Genomic DNA, 17,615 nt, shown 5'->3' with positions numbered 1-17,615 from the left:
AAGCTGCCCGGCCACCTCAGCGGTGGCCAGGCAAGACTTATTGACCGCCGCTGAACATCACAAACTTGCCCATCATCATTGCGGCAAACTGTTGCGCCGGCATCTTCACGCCGTTGAAGTCCACCACGTCGTTGGCGTAGTGCAGGCTGGACACGATGTTGTCGCCATCGACCTTGCCCATTTGCAACATGACCGCCATGCCGCCCACCGAATCCGCTGCGCCCTGCGCCTGCTGCGCGATGGCGGCGGGGTCGGTCAGACCGGCAGACTTGGCGCGCAGTGCGGCCAGATCCTTGATCATCGGCTTGGAGAGCACCAGCTTGGCGTCCAGCTGGGTCAGCAGCTGCTTGAGCAATTCCGCGCCTGGCTGATCGAGTGCCGAAGGATTGGCCAAGTCCATCGACAGGCTGAACTGGCTCTCGCCGCTGGCTGTTTTCAGTGAAAGCTTTTCCAGCTCGATGTGCGGCTTGGCACTCAGCAACTTGCTGACTTCAGCCTGCACCAAGGCCTGATCAGCCGGGCTCAAATGTGGCGTGTAGGCTTCACCCACCGCCGCGGCGGCCTGGGCTTGAGGCTGCACTTTCTCCTGATAGATCTTCATCAGTGCCTGGGTTGAGGCGATGTCGAAATTGCCGAACTTCCAGAGCATCTGCATGGCGCCAACGTCATTGCCATTGAAGCTGACGTTGCCGATGTCGTAGGTCACCTGCGCATTCAGGTTGCCTTCCACTTCCTGCAACAGGCTGGTGTTGACGAAGTCCTTGAACTGAATAGCCGGCTGGCCTGCCGCCTGGAACGTGGCCGAGGCGATTTTCGCGTCGGTGTGGCCCAGGTAGAAACCCGATTTGCCTTTTGTGCCACCGGTGTTGAAGGTGAAATCCTTGAGCGTCAGATGCACCGGGCCTTCTTCGGAGGTGGCGGTGACGTCGACGCTGCCCAGCACACCGTTGGCCTCAAGCTTCTGGCCATCGCCCGAGCCGGAGGCATTCACGGTGAAACCGGAAAACTTGAACGCGCCGGTCTGATCGGTGAATTCAAACGGCAGCAAGTCCACCCGGCCCAATGCGGCGCGGTCGTAGCCCATGCTGAAGTGGCCGGTCAGCGGCGGCTGGCCGTTGGTCATGGCAAACCATTTCTCGGAGAAAGCGTTCTTCTCAATCTGCACGTTGCTGGCGGCCATTACCGGCAGCAGTTGCAGCGATTTCACGCGGCTCCACGGCAATGGCCCGTGCTCGATGTTGTCGACAAACAGCAGCTCGACCGGCTTGCCCTCATTGAATTGGGGGTCCTGGATATTCAGCTTGTAGTGCGCGGTGCTGGTGAAGAAGTGACGGTCAAGGGAAAGGAGCTCAACACTCGCCTTGCCTTCATGCCCGACGAACGCGGCTTGAAGCTGCTGATTGCCTTGCTGGATGGCGTCGTTGAGCGCGCCCTCCAGCCGTTTTCCGGTGTACCAGGCGCCAGCGGTAACGAGGACGCCCGCAACCACAATGACGCCTACGGCGATGTTGACTGATTTTTTCATGTGTCGACTCGAAGATGTCCGTTCTTGAAGAGAGGTCTTGCCTTCCTTGACCCCGGAGGGTTTCGGCGCCACACAGAGCGGCCGTGCAGCACCTTGCGCTGCCGAGAGCCCGGCGAGATTAGCACTTGGCGAGGACGTTTTGCAGCCGTTGCGCCTAGCCACGACGTTCGCCGAGGCGTTAGGCTGGACGCCAATTTGCTAAGGGAATCGATGAGATGAGCGACGTGCAAAAGCCCAAGGGTCCGGTCAAGGCGGTGATTTTCGACATGGACGGCCTGCTGCTGGACACCGAAGGCATCTACACCGAAGTGACCGACACCATCGCCAAGTGGCACGGCAGGACGTTCGACTGGGCGGTGAAACAGCACTCCATTGGCCGCGGCTCCCAGGATTTCGCCGAGTACGTGATCAGCGCGCTTGAGCTGCCGATGTCTCCCGAGGAGTTCCTGACCGTTCGCCAGCCGATGCTGGACGAGCGCTTCCCGCACGCCGTGCCGATGCGTGGCGCCGAGGCACTGGTGCGTCACCTCGCCGAGCACAACATCCCCATCGCGGTGGGCACCAGTTCTTCCCTTCACTACTTCCACGTGAAAACGAGCAATCACCGCGCCTGGTTTGAGCTGTTTAAAGACGTGGTGACGGCAGATCACGCCGAGGTCACCGCGGCCAAGCCTGCGCCGGATATCTTCCTGGCTGCGGCGCGCCACCTGGGCGTGGACCCGAAGGATTGTCTGGTGTTTGAAGACTCGCCTTTCGGCGTCACCGCTGCCAAGACCGCAGGGATGTATGCCGTGGCGGTGCCTGACTCGCACATGCCGGTCGAGCAATATGCGCACGCCGACCTGATACTGGGCTCGCTGACCGAGTTTCCGCTGGAAGATTGGGGTTTGCCGGGCTTTGCCCGCTGATCACGCTGTAGGCGCAGGACCGCGCTTGCTCGCGATGAGGCCGGCACATCCGCTAGGTCGCAGGCGTTCGAAAGGGCGCCTTCGCGAGCAAGCTCACTCCCACAGGGACGGTGTTTGCTGCGCGCCACCGGGCTTACGTTCGCGGCAATTGCGTGACATTTACGCTACACCCCAACCCTTAAATCCACCCCCAACGCCCGAGCGAACGCCTTGACCAGCGGGCTCCGGGGGGCGTTGTGCCTCAGGATGAGGTTGACGGGCGTTTGTAGAAAGATCAGGTCGCGGCGCAGGGCGCGCAGCTGACCGTCGCGGATCATATTGCGCGCATAGTGTTCGGGAAGAAAGCCGATGAAGCGCCCGGTCAGGATCATCATGGCGACGGCTTCGACTTGGGAGGCGGAGGCGCACTGGCTGTCGGAATTGACGAAGCTCGCCTTGTCGCGATGGATCGCATAGCGGTGATTCACGATGTCGAATGCGCGCAGGCTGTCGATGCTCAGGGCACCGTCGTCCGCCTCGAACAGCGGATGCCCCACTGCGCAATACGCGTGGGAGGTCTCTTCGTACAACTGGAAATAATCAAACTCTTCGCGCCGCTGATACACCGGCACGATGCCAAGACTCACCCGTCCTTCGACCATGGCACGCTCGACTTCATCCAGTTGAGACGCTTGCAGGCGCAGTCTGACTTTGGGCGCTTCATCGCGCATTAGTCTAAGTGCGGCAATGAGCGGCGAACTTTTATCGGTCAGGGTGTTATCAATTACGCCGATACTCAAATCGCCAATCAACTCATTCTGCGCAGAACTAATCCGGTCGCGAAAACTGTCCACAGACGCGAACAATTCGATCGCCGCCTGATAGACCAGCTTGCCCTCTTCAGTGAGATGAAACCCTTCCCGGCCTCGTGTACAGAGGCGCATGCCGATGCGGATTTCAAGGTCCGAAATCTGCTTGCTGATGGCTGCAAGGCCCACATTCAGCTCATTCTGGGCGGCGCTGAAGCCACCCGCCTCGACCACGGCCTGAAACACCCGCAACAGCTTGAAGTCCATTCCGCTGAGAGTAAGAGGCGGGCGTATTCCCGGTTTAGGCGGCACGTTTCCAGAATTGGAAAGTGGAGTTTCCATAATGCTTATTGACCTCGCCTATTGGATTCAACAGGCTCTGACTCACAACAAAAACGTGCCCGGTTGATAATAATGAACACAGAAAAACCCGATTGGCAACCGCGCACGCGGTACTCTGCAACATAGGCAGAAAGCGGATCCAACATTAAATAACCTGACACTTTGATCAGGACTTTCAATTAGTAACTGCCCTCTATCCAGGACGATTCCATGCTGCAGCGGCGGGCCTACGTCGGGGCGGGGAGGCTGGGTAGGGTTGCCCAGATCAGGCAGGCGCGGTCTGCACACAGCTTCGGAGAGACACATGAATCAGAATCAGGCGGAGCAGCTGCAAGCCGAGCGCAGGAAGACCGAAAACGCGTTCGACATCACCCAGTACGAACACGTCCCACGCCGCTATTACGGGCGCATTTTCTTCGCGACCCTCATCATCGTTGCCCTCGCCGGCCTGGCCCGTGCGTTTGCCAACGGGCAGATCGAGTGGGGTTATATCGGCCAGTTCCTCACGTCCGAGGCCATTCTTTGGGGTCTGCTGAACACGATCATCATGTCGATTCTGGCGATGGCCCTCGGGGTGGTGATCGGCGTGATCACGGCCATCATGCGCATGTCGGCGAACCCGATTTTGCGTTACGTCGCGATCACCTACACCTGGCTGTTTCGTGGCACGCCGCTGATCTTGCAGTTGCTGCTGTGGTTTAACCTGGCGCTCATCTTCCCGGTCATCGGCATTCCCGGTGTGTTCGAGATCGATACGGTCAGCCTGATGACACCTTTCGTTGCCGCGCTACTGGGCCTGAGCATCAATCAGGGCGCGTACACCGCCGAGGTCGTGCGCGCAGGCTTGCTGTCCGTAGACACCGGTCAGTACGAAGCCGCCAAATCCATCGGCATGCCGCGCCTGCAGGCATTGCGTCGGGTGATCCTGCCCCAGGCGATGCGCGTGATCATCCCGCCGGTTGGCAACGAATTCATCAGCATGGTGAAGATGACCAGCCTTGCCAGCGTCATCCAGTATTCCGAATTGCTGCACAACGCGCAGAACATCTACTACGCCAACGCCCGGGTCATGGAGCTGCTGATTGTCGCGGGGATCTGGTACCTGGCGGTGGTGACTGTCCTGTCGTTCGGTCAAAGCCGGCTGGAGCTGCGCTTCGCCCGCGGCGCCGGCAAGCGTTCGTAAGTCAGGCCCAGGAGAATCAGCATGAGAAACATCGTCAAAGCCGTCGGCCTGAACAAATACTACGACCAGTTCCACGCCCTCAAAGACGTCAGCATTGAAGTCGAACAAGGCGAAGTCCTGTGCATCATCGGGCCCTCGGGCTCGGGCAAGAGCACCCTGCTGCGGTGCGTCAATCAGCTCGAAAAAATCGACAAGGGCGGTTTGTGGGTCGATGGCGAACTGGTGGGCTACCGCATCGTCGGCAATAAACTGCACGAACTGACGGACGCTCAGATCGCCCGTCAGCGTTTGAGCACCGGCATGGTGTTTCAGCGCTTCAACCTCTTCCCGCACATGACGGCGTTGCAGAACGTGATCGAAGGCCCGATCCAGGTGCTCAAGCGCTCGCCCAAAGAGGCCAATGAAGAAGCCACCGAGCTACTGGCCCGCGTCGGGCTGGCGGACAAGCGCCATTCCTATCCCGTGGAGCTCTCCGGCGGCCAGCAACAGCGTGTCGCGATCGCGCGCGCATTGGCGATGCGGCCCAAGCTGATGCTGTTCGACGAACCCACTTCCGCCCTCGATCCGGAGTTGGTGGGCGAAGTGTTGTCGGTCATGCGTGACCTGGCGCACAGCGGCATGACCATGATCGTCGTGACACACGAACTCGGCTTTGCCCGCGAAGTTTCCAACCGGATGGTGTTCATGGACGGCGGCCAGATTGTGGAGGCCGGCACCCCGGAAGACATTCTAATAAGCCCACAAAATCCAAGAACCCAAAGCTTCATTTCTGCCGTTCGCACTTAAACCAGAACAAACGAGAACGACCATGAAAAAGATCCTCATCCCCAGTTTGCTCGCCGGCCTGATGGCGTCCGCGTCAGTGTTCGCCGCGCTGCCCGCCAGCCTCAAGGAAAAGGGCGAAATCACCGCCGCCATCGTGCCGAATTACCCGCCGATGGATTTCAAAGACACCAGCACCAACACGCTGACCGGCTTGGACGTGGATCTCGGCAACGCCCTGGCCGAGCGCCTTGGCGTCAAGATCAAATGGCAGGAGACCGCTTTCGAGCAGATGGTCAGCGGCTTGGTCACCAGGCGCTTCGATATCATTCTGTCGGGCATGACCGACACGGCCGAGCGGCAGAAGTCGGTGACGTTCATCGACTATTTCGCCAGCGGGCCGCAGCTGTACACGCTGACCAAAAACGCTGATCTGAATGAGCCCGCCGATCTGTGCGGCAAAAAAGTCGGCACCAGCCGCCGCACCACCTGGCCTGCGGAAATCGCGGGGTGGAGCAAGGAAAACTGCGAAGCGAAAGGCAAGCCGGCGATCATCGTCAGTGGCTCCGAAGGCTCGGCCGATGCACGCGCGCAACTGCGTCAGGGCCGGCTCGACGCCGCGATGCAGGGCAGCGAAACCATTCCTTACCTGATGTCCCAGGAGAAGGACACGTACAAGCCCCTTGGCCTGGCGATCTCGAAACAGTTCACCGGCCTGGGCGTCAGCAAGTCCAACCCTGAACTGGCGGCGGCCATCTCTGAATCGATGCAGGCCATGGTCGACGACGGCACCTATGGCAAGATTTTGAAAAAATGGGAGCTGGAACAGGGCGCGGTGACCAAGGTCGGGATGAATCAGGGTAAGTAACAGGCGATCAAGCCAGCCCCGTCAGGGATGACTCGTCGTCTAGAATGCGGCGCTGTCGGGCAGCGTTTGTGGGAGCACCAACCCGGTCGCTCCCACAATGGATCTGCTCCGAGGCTTGAACAAGGACGGAAAAACAACAGTGGCCACCTACTCCCTCGTCATCCGCCGCTTGATGGTCTGCTCGTTGACTATCGTCATGAGCCGGGCGATGACCAGCCCGCTGCTGACGCTGTTCCTGAGCACAAGGCTGGGGCTCAATCAGCAAGACGTCGGGTTGCTGATGGGCATCGCGGTGTTCATCGCCACGCTGCTGGGCCTGTACGGTGGCTACATCATCGACCGGCTGGAAAAGCGCAAGTTGCTGATCCTGGCGATGCTGTCCAGTGCCGTCGGCTTCGCCCTGCTGACCTTCGCCCACAACGTCTATCTGACGACCCTCACGCTGGTGATCACTGAGACGGCCTCGGCGCTGTTCCTGATCGGCTCCAAAGCAATCATCAGCGAAAACCTGCCCATCGGGCAGCGTGCGAGGGTTTTCTCGCTGCGCTATACCCTCACCAACATTGGCTACGCCACCGGCCCGATGCTCGGCGTGGTCATTGCCGGGCACCTGCCACTGGCACCGTTTTTCATCGCCAGTGCGATCGCGTTCTGCAGTCTTTTCCTGATGCTCGGCATACCGCGCACAGTCGCGGATACCGAGCACCCACCGCGCAGCTTTCTCGACACCCTGGTCACGCTGAAAAACGACCGCACGCTGATTCTGTTCACGGGCGGCAGCTTGCTCAGCACCATCGTGCATGGCCGGTATACGTTGTACCTGTCGCAGTTTCTGCTGGTCACGCACACGGCGGAACAGGCGCTGAAAATCCTGTCAGCCGTATTGGCGTGCAACGCGTTAACGGTCATTTTGATGCAGTACCAGATCGGCCGCTTTCTCAAACGCGAGCAGTTGCCGTACTGGATTTGCCTTGGCACCGCATTGTTTGCGATCGGCCTTGTCGGCTTCAGCTTTGCCGAAACAACCCTGGCCTGGTGCGCCGCAATGTTCGTTTTTACGTTGGGCGAGATGATCATCTATCCCGCCGAATACCTGTTCGTCGACACCATCGCACCGGATCACCTTCGCGGCAGTTACTTGGGGGCGCAGAATCTGGCGGCCTTCGGCGGAGCGTTGAGCCCGGTGATCTGCGGCTACTTATTGATCAACAGCCCCGCGCCGACCATGTTTTATGTCCTGGCGTGCCTGACCGCCATGGGCGGCACACTGTGCTTCCTGGCCGGGCGCCACGGGAAGCTCACTCACGCTGACCTCTCCCTCTGACGCCGTGCTCGGCCACCTGCGGCTCGTCAATTTGTCACTTTTCAAAACCCGCCCAAACAGGTGAGTATGTCCGGCCTAGAGCTTTCGGTCTGATCGGTCTTTACGAGACCCCTTGCAAGCCTGTTCCAGACTGTCCTGATTTCCACTTCCCTGACGAAAAGGATATCGAGCAATGAAATACCGCACCCTTGGCCAATCCGGCCTCCAGGTTTCAACGCTGACACTGGGCTCCATGATGTTCGGCGTGCAGACCGGCACCGAAGAATCCCTGCGCATCATCGACAAGGCCTGGGATGAAGGCGTCAACTTCATCGACACGGCCAACGTCTACAACGCCGGCCGGTCTGAGGAGATCGTCGGCGAAGCCATTGCCAAGCGGCGCAGCGAGTGGGTCCTCGCCACCAAGGTCGGCAGCAGCTCGGGCAATACTGCACCGAACGCCAGCGGCCTGAATCGCAAGCACATCTTCAATGAAATCGAATCCAGCCTGCGTCGTCTCGACACCGATTACATCGATATCCATTACCTGCACAAGGAAGACCACAACACGCCACTCGAAGTGACCGTGTCGGCCATTGGCGATCTGATTCGCCAGGGCAAGATCCGGTACTGGGGCGTGTCGAACTTCCGCGGCTGGCGTATCGCGGAGGTGGTGAATGTGGCTCAGCGTCTGGGCGTCGACACACCGGTAATCAGCCAGCCGCTGTATAACATCGTCAACCGTCAGGCCGAGCTGGAGCAGATCACTGCGGCGAAGTTCTATGGTTTGGGCGTCGTGCCCTACAGCCCGCTGGCACGCGGCGTGTTGAGTGGCAAGTACGCCCCTGATGTAACGCCAGACAGCAGCACCCGCGCCGGCCGTCAGGACAAGCGCATCCTGGAAACCGAATGGCGCACCGAGTCCTTGCACATCGCCCAGAAACTGCAGGTGTACACCCAGGCCAAAGGCGTAGGGCTGGTGGAATTCGCCATTGCCTGGGTGCTGAACAATCAGGCTGTGACCTCTGCCATTGTCGGGCCACGTACCGAGGACCAATGGGACAGCTACACCAAGGCGCTCAGCGTGAACATCACGGCCGAAGACGAAGCGTTTATCGACTCCCTCGTCACACCCGGGCATGCGTCCACGCCGGGTTTCAATGACGTGCAGCATTTCGTGACGGGCCGCTATATCTGACGCCGTTCGGCCGTGAAGCCAGCCTCGCGTGCCGCAAAGACTTGCGTCACCGAGGTCGGGCAGCCCGTTCCCAATCCCCGATTGATGGCAATACCTCTACGCTTAATCCCTTGTAGAATGCCGCGCCGAGACAGCCCGCTAAACTTGTAGCAAAGTTTGACAAGGCCGGCAGCGGTCTCTAGTGTTTCATTGGATCCAATAACTGTTCAGCTGAAGAAGATCAAGCATGCGCAGGACTGAGAAAGAGCAATTTCTGCGGGAAACCCTGGGTGATGAGCAGCCGCCTGCACATCTGGCGCGTGCCGTCATCGAAGAAAAACTGCGCAGCGCCATTCTTGAAGGACGCCTCCCGGCAGGCATCGCCCTGCGCCAGCAAGAGCTGGCGACACTTTTCGGTGTCAGCCGCATGCCCGTGCGCGAGGCGCTGCGTCAGCTGGAAGCTCAATCGTTGCTGCGTGTCGAAACCCACAAAGGTGCGGTCGTTGCCCCGTTGATCAACGAGGATGCTACGGACGCCTATGCGTTACGCATCCTGCTGGAGTCCGAGGCCCTGCGCCAGTCGATCCCGCTGCTGACCGATGAAGACATCAGCATGGCGCGTGGGTACATCGAACAGTTGGAGGTCGAAACCGACTACAGCATCATGGGCACGCTCAACCGCCAGTTCCACATGGCGCTGTATTCCAAGGTGCACAACACACGCCTGCTCAAACTGGTCGAGGACGGCTTGAACGAGGAAGAGCGCTTCTTGCGTTTCAATCTTAAGCAAATGAACCTGGGCAAGGTGTCCCAGCGCGACCACTACGAATTGCTGGAAAAGGCCGGCGCCGGTGATGTGGACGCCACCGTCGAGGCGCTGACTCACCACTTGAATCGTGGTGTTGAAGCCATCAATGCCTACTTGAGCGCCCGTAAGGCGGAAGAGGCAAAACCTGCGGCGGCCTCACGAAAACGTGCCGTCACCCAGTGACATTCGCTGTTTTTTCAACCTTGACCTTGCTCGCCACTGGCTAATCGGCCGATAAGCACAAGGGATCAACGAACGCCGTTCATGACGGCGTATGCGCCGAAGGACCCGGCTCCACGGTTATGACGCCTCTATCAAGGCTCGGGGAAGCTGAGTGCAAGCCGAAAAGAACAAATGGCTGATGGTTGTCAATTCTGGACAACCCGTCAGAACACGCCTGATTTGCTTTCCTCACGTAGGTGGCGATCCGGAGCATTTTCGTGACTGGTCCGAAGGCCTTGGGGATCACATCGAACTGGTAACGCTGCGCCTGCCCGGCCACGGCAGCCGGCTCAAGGAAACGCCCTACGATCAGTGGGCGCCCTTGCTGCAAGACACCTTCCTCGCGTTGCAGCCCTATCTGAGCGAACCTCACGCATTTTATGGCCACAGCTTTGGCGGTCGTGTCGCTTATGAAATGGCCAGGCTGGCGCAGCATCATTACCCGAATCTGACGCGTCACCTGTTCATTTCCGGCTGCCGCAGCCCTGACAGCCGACAACCCTGGCCGTTTTTGCACACGCTGCCGCAGGACGATTTCATTCAAGCGCTGATCAGGCTGGGCGTGCTCCCGAACACGTTCGACCAGGATAAGAAACGCCTGAAGCTGCTGGAGGCTGTCGTGCGCAGCGACGTGAAGCTGTCTGAAATCTGGTCGCACCGCGCAGACGAGGGCCTGGACATTCCGTTGACCGGTCTGTACGGCAGCGATGATCCGGTCGCCACAGCCGCCAGCATGATGAAGTGGCGGGAGTTCACACGTCGCGAGTTCGAACTGATCGAAGTGCGCGGCACTCATGACTTCCTCAGCTCGCAACGCGACCGCCTGCTGCACATCATCAACACGCACCTCGGCTTGCTGGGCGGCTGAACGGAAACCGCCGCCCACTCCTTCTGCATCGACTCCTTACCCCCTCCCCCCTGAAGCCTCCTACGACTAAAAGCCGGCCCTCCCACGCTCGGGCCGCGGCTTATGCACCTATCGTGAAACTTGGTCGTCGTTGACGCGGTGTACCGGTGTGTTCAGGCAAACTCGAACGACGAATCGGTCTGCAGCCGATTCAGGGAAAGCAGTTCTCATGGAGCGGCAAAAGGAGCATTGCCCCGGGCGGAGACATTGAAGTGAAACCCTGAATGTCGCCCAAACCGAAAATTCTCAAAAACTGTATTAACCCGATTAAGCGCAACGCTGAACGAGGTATTCGTTCATTCATTTCAATTCTGGCCTTAATGGGCCGGAAGGGTTGCGCTCGCCCCAATAAAATTTCACTCAGAAGTTTTATTGCCATCTCTCACGCCCGATTTATATAGGCTGTTAATTATATTAAAAAGTATTTGCGGAACCCTTTGAAACTGTTCTAACGTTTTCTGGCCGCCAACGTTTAAGGGCTATTCCCCCACACACGTTGGGCAGCGAGGGCATAGGCCAAGTGCGCATGCCCGATTCCAGCCTGCACGATTGTTGATCACACACGAAATAAGGTTTGCGGCCTTTTATTGCCCGAGATTAACGGGAGTCATGTTATCCGTTGTTTGCACGGCAACTTAAGACGACCACCCGTTGTGGCAATTAGAAGAAATGCTGACACACTTAATCTACCAAGGACGTAAAAATGGACAGTCTCAAACAGCAACTTATTGCAAAAAAATCAGCACTTAGCGCGCACCCTGTTTTTTCCGAAATTAATTCACTGCACGTCCTGCAGCGCTTCATGGAGGTGCATGTGTTCGCGGTCTGGGACTTCATGTCACTCACCAAACGGCTGCAACAGGAGCTGACGTGCACCCGGCTGCCCTGGCTGCCACCGCGAGACCCGAAGGCAGCGCGGCTCATCAATGAAATCGTGTTGGGTGAGGAGTCCGACGACCGGCCGGGACGCCACGATCATTACAGCCACTTCGAACTGTATCTGGATGCCATGCGAGAAGTCGGCGCCAGTACGGCCCGCATCGAGCATTTCGTCGAACTGTTGCACGAAGGCATTCACTACAACACCGCGCTCGACAGCGTCGGCGCAGGCCGAGCGGCCACGCACTTCGTCCGCGACACGCTCGACATTGCTTTGAATGCACCGGCGCATTGCGTAGCGGCCGCGTTTCTGCATGGGCGCGAGAGTGTTATCCCGCAGATGTTTCAGCGAATTCTCGACGACTGGGGCATCACGGCCGACAAGGCACCGACCTTTCGCTACTACCTGGAACGCCACATCGAGGTGGACTCCGAAGACCACGGCCCGGCGGCGGAATCATTGCTGGCCAGGCTAGTCGCCGGCAATGAACAGCACCAGCGCGAGGTGTACGCCGCTGCCATTGCCGCCGTTGATAGCCGCATGGCGCTTTGGGACGCCCTGCAACACACCCTGCGTGAGACGGCGCGGGAAGTCAGCGCGTGAGCCCCTCCCGCCTCCGCAACCCAGAAGCCCTCCACACAAGGACGCCATCATGAAAGCCGAAGACTACATGTCATTCGTCGATGCCTGGGAAGGCCGCGCGACGATTCGGACACGCCCGCGCCGCATCGTCGAAAACGACGAAAAACTGATCTACCCGCTCAGCCGCCAGCCATTGGTGCTCAGCGAGACGTTCACCCGTGAATGCGCCCATCTGCGCGATCTGGCGCTGGTGCAGAGCCTGTACAAGTTCATCAACGACGTGGTGATTTTCGAGACTGAAATCGTCGACAAGACCGCGCGAAGCATCGCCAAAGACAACTTCGCAATCCGCTTTCCCTTCGCTTGCCGCTACGACGCCATGACCGTGGTTGTCGATGAGGATTACCACGCACTGGTGGCGATGGACTTCATGCAGCAAACCATCGCACTCACTGGCATCCAGCCAATCCCGTTGCCACAGGAAATCGAACTCAGCAGGGCCATCCCCGCTGCTCTGGCATTGGCGCCAGGCCACTTGCGCAGCGCAGTCGAGCTCATCTGCGTGGCGATTGCCGAGAACACCGTGACCAACGACGTGGCCGCGTTCGCCAAAGACGACACGGTGAAGCAATCCGTCAAAGGCCTCATGGCGGACCACCTGCTCGATGAAGGACGGCACTCCGGTTTCTGGTCGCGCCTCGTCAGGATCTACTGGCACACAGCGCCCGAGCAGGACAAGCAGCTTATCGCGCAGATCCTGCCTGTGTTCATTGCTCAGTATTTGACCAATGACATCCAGAAGTCTTTCGACTTCGTGCTGATCGACAGCTTGCCGGTCGCAGAGCCGATCAAACAGGCGCTGAGGGAAGAAACGCAGGCGATGTGCTTTCCGATCAATCGCCACCATCCGTTGGTGGGCAACATCATGCGTTTCTTTACCTCCAGCTCGATGCTCGATTCCCCCTGCGTCCAGCATGCCCTTGCCGACTATCTACCGGTCGGAGGCTCGCAATGAAGCGCCTGGAGATTGTGCTCATCGGTCATAGCCAGACAATGAGTGAGCTGAGTGCAGAACTGAATGCCCACGGGCATCTGATTCACCACCTGCGCGACGAGGCAACGCTGAAGCTGAGCGCACCGCAGAACGCGTCGATCCTCATCGAGGACGGCACGCTGGACCTGCCCGGCGCAGAATTGGGCGTGTTCGAGACAGCCATTCATCTCGGCCTCCGGGTAGGACTGACACCGGTGAGCGAGCGGGCGCTGCCGGAGCTGGAAATAGTGTGCTGGCTCGGGACGGCTACGGCTCAGCGCTTGATCGCGTGCCATACCGTGGCTGCCACGCTTTCCGGCAACGGACGCGTCTTGCGGGACGCGGCGGTCGCGACGCTGGTGGACAACGTTGCGATGCTGATCAGCCGGTTCTCGCGCGATACCGAGTACTTTGCACGCGCCGAGCGCGTCGACCCGCCGCACAGTGGACGCCAGGAAAGCCTGCTGCAACTGGACCGGTTGGCCTTCGAGCACTGTTTCAACTTTACCGCGGCGCCGGAATTGCTGCGCGTTGCCGAGCAGACGCTGATCGCACGACTGGACCGGAGCTTCAGCCAATTCGCCGGACGCATTGCGCTGAGTATCGACGGCGAGCGCATCAGCTATGACCAACTGCGGGCACACAGCGTCGCGATCCAGTCGCAGATACAGGCCATGCGGCCGCACGCATCAGCTGAACCGGTGGTGATTGGCATTTGTATGCCGAAGTCTGCGGCGCTGTTCGCCGGGATCCTCGCCATTCTGGGCAACGCGGCGGTGTATCTACCATTGGACCCCAGCCAGCCTCTGCAGCGTCAGCAGTACATCCTCGAAAACGCACATGCCGTATTGCTGCTGCACAATGGCAGCCACCCGCTGGCGGGCGTTGTTGTGCCGGGGCTGGATATCAGCTGCATCGAGATCGTGCCGACGGCGCAGTCGCTGATGCGCTATCGCCCAGAGACCGACGCGCCATGCATGGCGCTGTACACCTCGGGTACGACCGGACACCCGAAAGGCGTAATGCTCAGCCAGCGCAACCTGAGCCACTTCACGGCCTGGTACGCACACTATGTCGAGCTCTCCGAGCACAGCCGGGTACTGCAGTTCTCGACACTGAGTTTCGATTCCTCGGTCATCGACATCTTCCCGACGCTGCTCGGCGGCGCTGAACTGATCGTGGCGAGCGATGACCAGCGTCGTGATCCGCTGCAACTGTTCGAGCTGCTGGATCAGAATCTCAGCCACGCGTTTCTGCCGCCTGCCTTGTTGAGCATCCTGCCGATTGACCGACCGCTGAAGCTCAAGCACTTGTGCACCGGCGGTGATGTCTGCGAGCCCTACGTGATTGAACGCCTGGCAGCGCAATGTCACTTCCATAACCTGTACGGCCCCACTGAGGCCACCGTGCTGATCACTGCCGGCCAGTTTCAACTCGGCGGCAGCAACCGCAACCTGGGTCGCCCGATTGCTAACAGCCAGGTCCTGATTCTCGACGAGGACATGCAGCCTGTCGCGGACCAGACGCCCGGCGAGCTCTACATCGTCGGTCCGGGCGTGTGCCTGGGTTACATCAACAACCCTGAGCTCACCGATGACCGCTATGTGCATGTCACTCTGGGTGATGGCCAAAGTATTCGGGCTTACCGAACCGGGGACATCGGCAAATGGACGAGCGAAGGCATCGAGCTGTCCGGGCGACGTGACAACCAAGTGAAGATCCGTGGATTCAGGGTCGAGCCTGAGGAGATCGAGCACTGCCTGCGCGACAGCCAGCTGTACCGCCAAGTCGCGGTAGTGATTGACGACCAGCGACGCATCCTGGCTTTTCTCGCGCAACCGCACGGCGCAGAACCGGACGCCGCTCGGCGTTTGCTCAAGGACCATGTCGCCGCTACGTTGCCCGACTATATGCGGCCGACCGCCTACACGGAGTTGGCGAGCATGCCGTTTGCCAGCAACGGGAAGGTTGATCGCAAGGCACTGTTGCAGTTGCCCGTGAACATGCTTGAGCAAGCGCCGCGTCGTTTACCCGATAGCGAAAGCGAGAGGCTGCTCCTGACCTTGTGGGCGGACCTGCTGGAACTTCCGCCCGGCGAAATCTCGACCGACGAGAGCTTCTTCAATTTGGGTGGCCACTCGATTCTGTTGTCGCAGATGCTGCTGGGTATCCGCGAACGGTTCGGCCGCAGCATCCCTATCAATCGCTTCATCGAGGCGCCAACGCTGACCAATCTGGCGTCACTGCTCGACAGCGACGGCACCACATCATGGACCGTCAGCCCGCAAGCGTTCCTGGATGGTTCGGCGCCCTTCGAGCTGCCCGTACTGCCCGTGGAGCGCATGGGCGACGTGCACAAAGTCATCGTCACCGGCGCCAACGGATTTCTCGGTGTTCACATCGTCGAAGCGCTGTTGGCGTGGGGCGCAACCGAGGTTGCCTGTCTGGTGCGTGAAAACGCAGGGATGACCGCGCAGGATCGCTTTATTCAGGCACTGCGCGAAAACCGTCTTGAGCATCTGGATCTGGCGCGAGTACGGGTCTATGCCGCCGACGTCACACGGCCACAGCTTGGATTGAGCAACGAGGTGTACGAGCGGCTTGATCGCGAGTTTGGCGCGCTGGTGCATAACGCCGCTAACGTCAACCACGTCCAGGATTACGAGACCCTGGCCAAAGATAACGTCGAGCCCATCTTCGAATGCCTGAAGCTGTGCGAAGGGCGCAGCAAGAAGGTGTTCAACTTCGTATCGACGCTGTCTGCCTCAAGCGCCGTCGGGGCTGACGGTCGCGTCCTCGAAGCGCCTGCTGCCGAGACACCGCCCATCTACATCAAGAACGGCTACAACCTTTCCAAGTGGGTCGCCGAGCGCATCCTGCAGCAAGCCAGGGAGCGAGGCGCGTGGGTAAACATCTACCGGCCCGGCAATATCGCGTTCAACAGCACGACGGGGGTCTGCCAGCCGCACAAAAACCGCTTGATGCTGATGCTCAAGGGTTCGATGCAACTGGGCCAGGTCCCGGACTTCACCATGACCTTCGATTTGATGCCTGTCGACTTCCTCGCCCGATTCATCGCATTCCACGCCAGTCGTTACCAGCCATCCCATGCAGTCTTCAACCTCCATAACCCGGAGCCATTGAGCTGGAGCAATTACGTCAGCGCGTTCCGTGAAGCGGGCAGTGATTTCGAAATGGTCAGCGTCAGTGAATGGCAAACCCAGTTGAAACGGGTGAACAGCGAGAACGCTTTATTCGGCGTGCTCGGTTTTTATCTCGACGGGTTGGAGGAAGACATCGGAGACATATCAATGATCGCGTATCAGAACGCCCATGCGGGTGTTCAACGGATGGGCGAATGCTACCCCTCAAAAACCCCGGCGCTGCTTCGCAAGGGCTGCGATTACCTGAAAGAGATTGCTTTCATCTGATACACCCCAACGCAACATTCCCTTAAGTTGTGGAGAACAACATGAACGCTATTCAGCCGCTCAACACCCTTGGCTCCCTGTCGCCCGATACGCTGATTACCAACCCTGGCGGGGAACCGGTGGTGTCTGCTATCTCGATAAACGCACCAGCGCGTAAGGTCTGGAAGGTCGTGGGCGATTTCGGTGGTTTCACTCAATTCATTCCGGAGCTTGCGAGCATCGAAGTGATTGGTAACGGTCCTGGCTCAGTCCGTTACAAGAAATTCAAGGAAGGTGGTCTGGTGGTTATCGAACAACTCAATTCGTACGACGATGACGCAATGGCTATGACATGGACAACCATCTACAACAACCTAGGCGTCAGCAAGCTCTGGTCCTCAATGACGGTTGTCCCCAAGGACGGTGTCAGCTGCGTTGCTACTTGGGCGATCATTGCCGAGCCTGTGGACAACGGCTCGACGAGCATTGAGGGCTTCAGAGAGTTTTTGCAGGGCTTTGCTGATGGTGCGATGAAGAACGTGCCGAGAGCCGTGATGCCCTCATAGCAGAAGCCTGCGGAGCTTCAGTGCCGGTGGCCTAAACGACAAAACCCCAGTCTCCGTAAGCAGACTGGGGTTTCGGAATTCAATCTTGACGATGACCTACTCTCACATGGGGAAACCCCACACTACCATCGGCGATGCACCGTTTCACTGCTGAGTTCGGGATGGGATCAGGTGGTTCCAGCACTCTATGGTCGTCAAGAAGTTCTGTAGCCGACCCGTTACTGACGTAACGTTCCAGCGAAAATGTATGACCTTCACTTAAAACAAAACCCCATCTGCTTTCGCAAATGGGGTTCTGGAATTTAATCTTGACGATGACCTACTCTCACATGGGGAAACCCCACACTACCA

14 protein-coding genes and 1 rRNA gene are annotated in these 17,615 nt (G+C 59.0%); 12 read left to right on the top strand and 3 right to left on the bottom strand.

The window, feature by feature from the left end; translation table 11 throughout:
• Positions 1-37: 37 nt before the first annotated feature.
• Complete coding sequence (locus QWI18_RS23550; protein ID WP_369320001.1) at positions 38-1,525, bottom strand: YdgA family protein; 1,488 nt, start codon at positions 1,523-1,525, stop codon at positions 38-40.
• Positions 1,526-1,740: 215 nt separating this feature from the next.
• Between QWI18_RS23550 and QWI18_RS23545 the strand changes: the two genes are divergently transcribed.
• Positions 1,741-2,433, top strand: a complete 693-nt coding sequence (locus QWI18_RS23545; protein WP_296308859.1) for an HAD-IA family hydrolase — start codon at positions 1,741-1,743, stop codon at positions 2,431-2,433.
• A 164-nt stretch (positions 2,434-2,597) separates the two neighbouring features.
• Here QWI18_RS23545 and QWI18_RS23540 read toward each other — a convergent pair whose 3' ends face one another.
• Positions 2,598-3,563, bottom strand: coding sequence for a LysR family transcriptional regulator (locus QWI18_RS23540; RefSeq protein WP_192135838.1), 966 nt, complete (start codon positions 3,561-3,563; stop codon positions 2,598-2,600).
• 304 nt (positions 3,564-3,867) lie between these two features.
• On the opposite strand from QWI18_RS23540, the gene QWI18_RS23535 reads away from it, so the two are divergent.
• The 11 genes from QWI18_RS23535 to QWI18_RS23485 all read left to right on the top strand — a co-directional run bounded on the left by QWI18_RS23535 (position 3,868) and on the right by QWI18_RS23485 (position 17,264).
• Positions 3,868-4,746 carry an amino acid ABC transporter permease gene (locus QWI18_RS23535; RefSeq protein ID WP_192135836.1) on the top strand — a complete coding sequence of 293 codons (879 nt, stop codon included), beginning with the start codon at positions 3,868-3,870 and terminating at the stop codon, positions 4,744-4,746.
• A gap of 21 nt (positions 4,747-4,767) precedes the next feature.
• A complete protein-coding gene (locus tag QWI18_RS23530; RefSeq protein WP_065990920.1) occupies positions 4,768-5,532 on the top strand; it encodes an amino acid ABC transporter ATP-binding protein in 765 nt (254 codons plus the stop codon).
• 22 nt (positions 5,533-5,554) lie between these two features.
• Positions 5,555-6,376: an ABC transporter substrate-binding protein gene (locus tag QWI18_RS23525; RefSeq protein WP_369320000.1), complete on the top strand. Its 822-nt coding sequence runs from the start codon at positions 5,555-5,557 to the stop codon at positions 6,374-6,376.
• Positions 6,377-6,515: 139 nt separating this feature from the next.
• Positions 6,516-7,700 (top strand): MFS transporter, encoded by a 1,185-nt coding sequence (locus QWI18_RS23520; protein WP_369319999.1) that lies wholly within the window; start codon positions 6,516-6,518, stop codon positions 7,698-7,700.
• 172 nt (positions 7,701-7,872) lie between these two features.
• The gene (locus QWI18_RS23515; protein ID WP_192135830.1) at positions 7,873-8,877 is read left to right on the top strand and encodes an aldo/keto reductase; all 1,005 of its coding nucleotides are present in this window, start codon (positions 7,873-7,875) and stop codon (positions 8,875-8,877) included.
• A gap of 226 nt (positions 8,878-9,103) precedes the next feature.
• Positions 9,104-9,847: a GntR family transcriptional regulator gene (locus QWI18_RS23510; protein WP_369319998.1), complete on the top strand. Its 744-nt coding sequence runs from the start codon at positions 9,104-9,106 to the stop codon at positions 9,845-9,847.
• A 178-nt stretch (positions 9,848-10,025) separates the two neighbouring features.
• On the top strand, positions 10,026-10,754 hold the full coding sequence (locus QWI18_RS23505) for a thioesterase II family protein (RefSeq protein ID WP_197986119.1): 729 nt from the start codon (positions 10,026-10,028) through the stop codon (positions 10,752-10,754).
• Between the two features lie 742 nt (positions 10,755-11,496).
• Positions 11,497-12,276, top strand: coding sequence for a DUF3050 domain-containing protein (locus tag QWI18_RS23500; protein WP_369319997.1), 780 nt, complete (start codon positions 11,497-11,499; stop codon positions 12,274-12,276).
• 49 nt (positions 12,277-12,325) lie between these two features.
• Positions 12,326-13,270, top strand: a complete 945-nt coding sequence (locus QWI18_RS23495) for a diiron oxygenase (protein ID WP_065990907.1) — start codon at positions 12,326-12,328, stop codon at positions 13,268-13,270.
• Positions 13,267-16,719 (top strand): non-ribosomal peptide synthetase, encoded by a 3,453-nt coding sequence (locus QWI18_RS23490; RefSeq protein ID WP_369319996.1) that lies wholly within the window; start codon positions 13,267-13,269, stop codon positions 16,717-16,719. Before QWI18_RS23495 ends, QWI18_RS23490 begins: the two co-directional genes overlap by 4 nt.
• A 41-nt stretch (positions 16,720-16,760) precedes the next feature.
• Positions 16,761-17,264 (top strand): SRPBCC family protein, encoded by a 504-nt coding sequence (locus tag QWI18_RS23485; protein WP_369319995.1) that lies wholly within the window; start codon positions 16,761-16,763, stop codon positions 17,262-17,264.
• Positions 17,265-17,347: 83 nt separating this feature from the next.
• Here QWI18_RS23485 and rrf read toward each other — a convergent pair.
• A 5S ribosomal RNA gene (rrf, locus tag QWI18_RS23480) occupies positions 17,348-17,463 on the bottom strand.
• Positions 17,464-17,615 lie beyond the last annotated feature (152 nt).

Source organism: Pseudomonas sp. W2Oct36, assembly GCF_041060465.1.
GTDB lineage: Bacteria > Pseudomonadota > Gammaproteobacteria > Pseudomonadales > Pseudomonadaceae > Aquipseudomonas > Aquipseudomonas graminis_B.
The sequence above is the reverse complement of the archived record's forward strand: the minus strand, read 5'-3'. Positions and strand labels throughout refer to the sequence as shown.

Excerpts from the sequence above, each read along its gene's own strand:
- QWI18_RS23550 (WP_369320001.1), bottom strand. The coding sequence starts at position 1,525 with ATGAAAAAATCAGTCAACATCGCCGTAGGCGTCATTGTGGTTGCGGGC.
- QWI18_RS23545 (WP_296308859.1), top strand. The coding sequence starts at position 1,741 with ATGAGCGACGTGCAAAAGCCCAAGGGTCCGGTCAAGGCGGTGATTTTC.
- QWI18_RS23540 (WP_192135838.1), bottom strand. The coding sequence starts at position 3,563 with ATGGAAACTCCACTTTCCAATTCTGGAAACGTGCCGCCTAAACCGGGA.
- QWI18_RS23535 (WP_192135836.1), top strand. The coding sequence starts at position 3,868 with ATGAATCAGAATCAGGCGGAGCAGCTGCAAGCCGAGCGCAGGAAGACC.
- QWI18_RS23530 (WP_065990920.1), top strand. The coding sequence starts at position 4,768 with ATGAGAAACATCGTCAAAGCCGTCGGCCTGAACAAATACTACGACCAG.
- QWI18_RS23525 (WP_369320000.1), top strand. The coding sequence starts at position 5,555 with ATGAAAAAGATCCTCATCCCCAGTTTGCTCGCCGGCCTGATGGCGTCC.
- QWI18_RS23515 (WP_192135830.1), top strand. The coding sequence starts at position 7,873 with ATGAAATACCGCACCCTTGGCCAATCCGGCCTCCAGGTTTCAACGCTG.
- QWI18_RS23510 (WP_369319998.1), top strand. The coding sequence starts at position 9,104 with ATGCGCAGGACTGAGAAAGAGCAATTTCTGCGGGAAACCCTGGGTGAT.
- QWI18_RS23505 (WP_197986119.1), top strand. The coding sequence starts at position 10,026 with ATGGTTGTCAATTCTGGACAACCCGTCAGAACACGCCTGATTTGCTTT.
- QWI18_RS23500 (WP_369319997.1), top strand. The coding sequence starts at position 11,497 with ATGGACAGTCTCAAACAGCAACTTATTGCAAAAAAATCAGCACTTAGC.
- QWI18_RS23495 (WP_065990907.1), top strand. The coding sequence starts at position 12,326 with ATGAAAGCCGAAGACTACATGTCATTCGTCGATGCCTGGGAAGGCCGC.
- QWI18_RS23490 (WP_369319996.1), top strand. The coding sequence starts at position 13,267 with ATGAAGCGCCTGGAGATTGTGCTCATCGGTCATAGCCAGACAATGAGT.
- QWI18_RS23485 (WP_369319995.1), top strand. The coding sequence starts at position 16,761 with ATGAACGCTATTCAGCCGCTCAACACCCTTGGCTCCCTGTCGCCCGAT.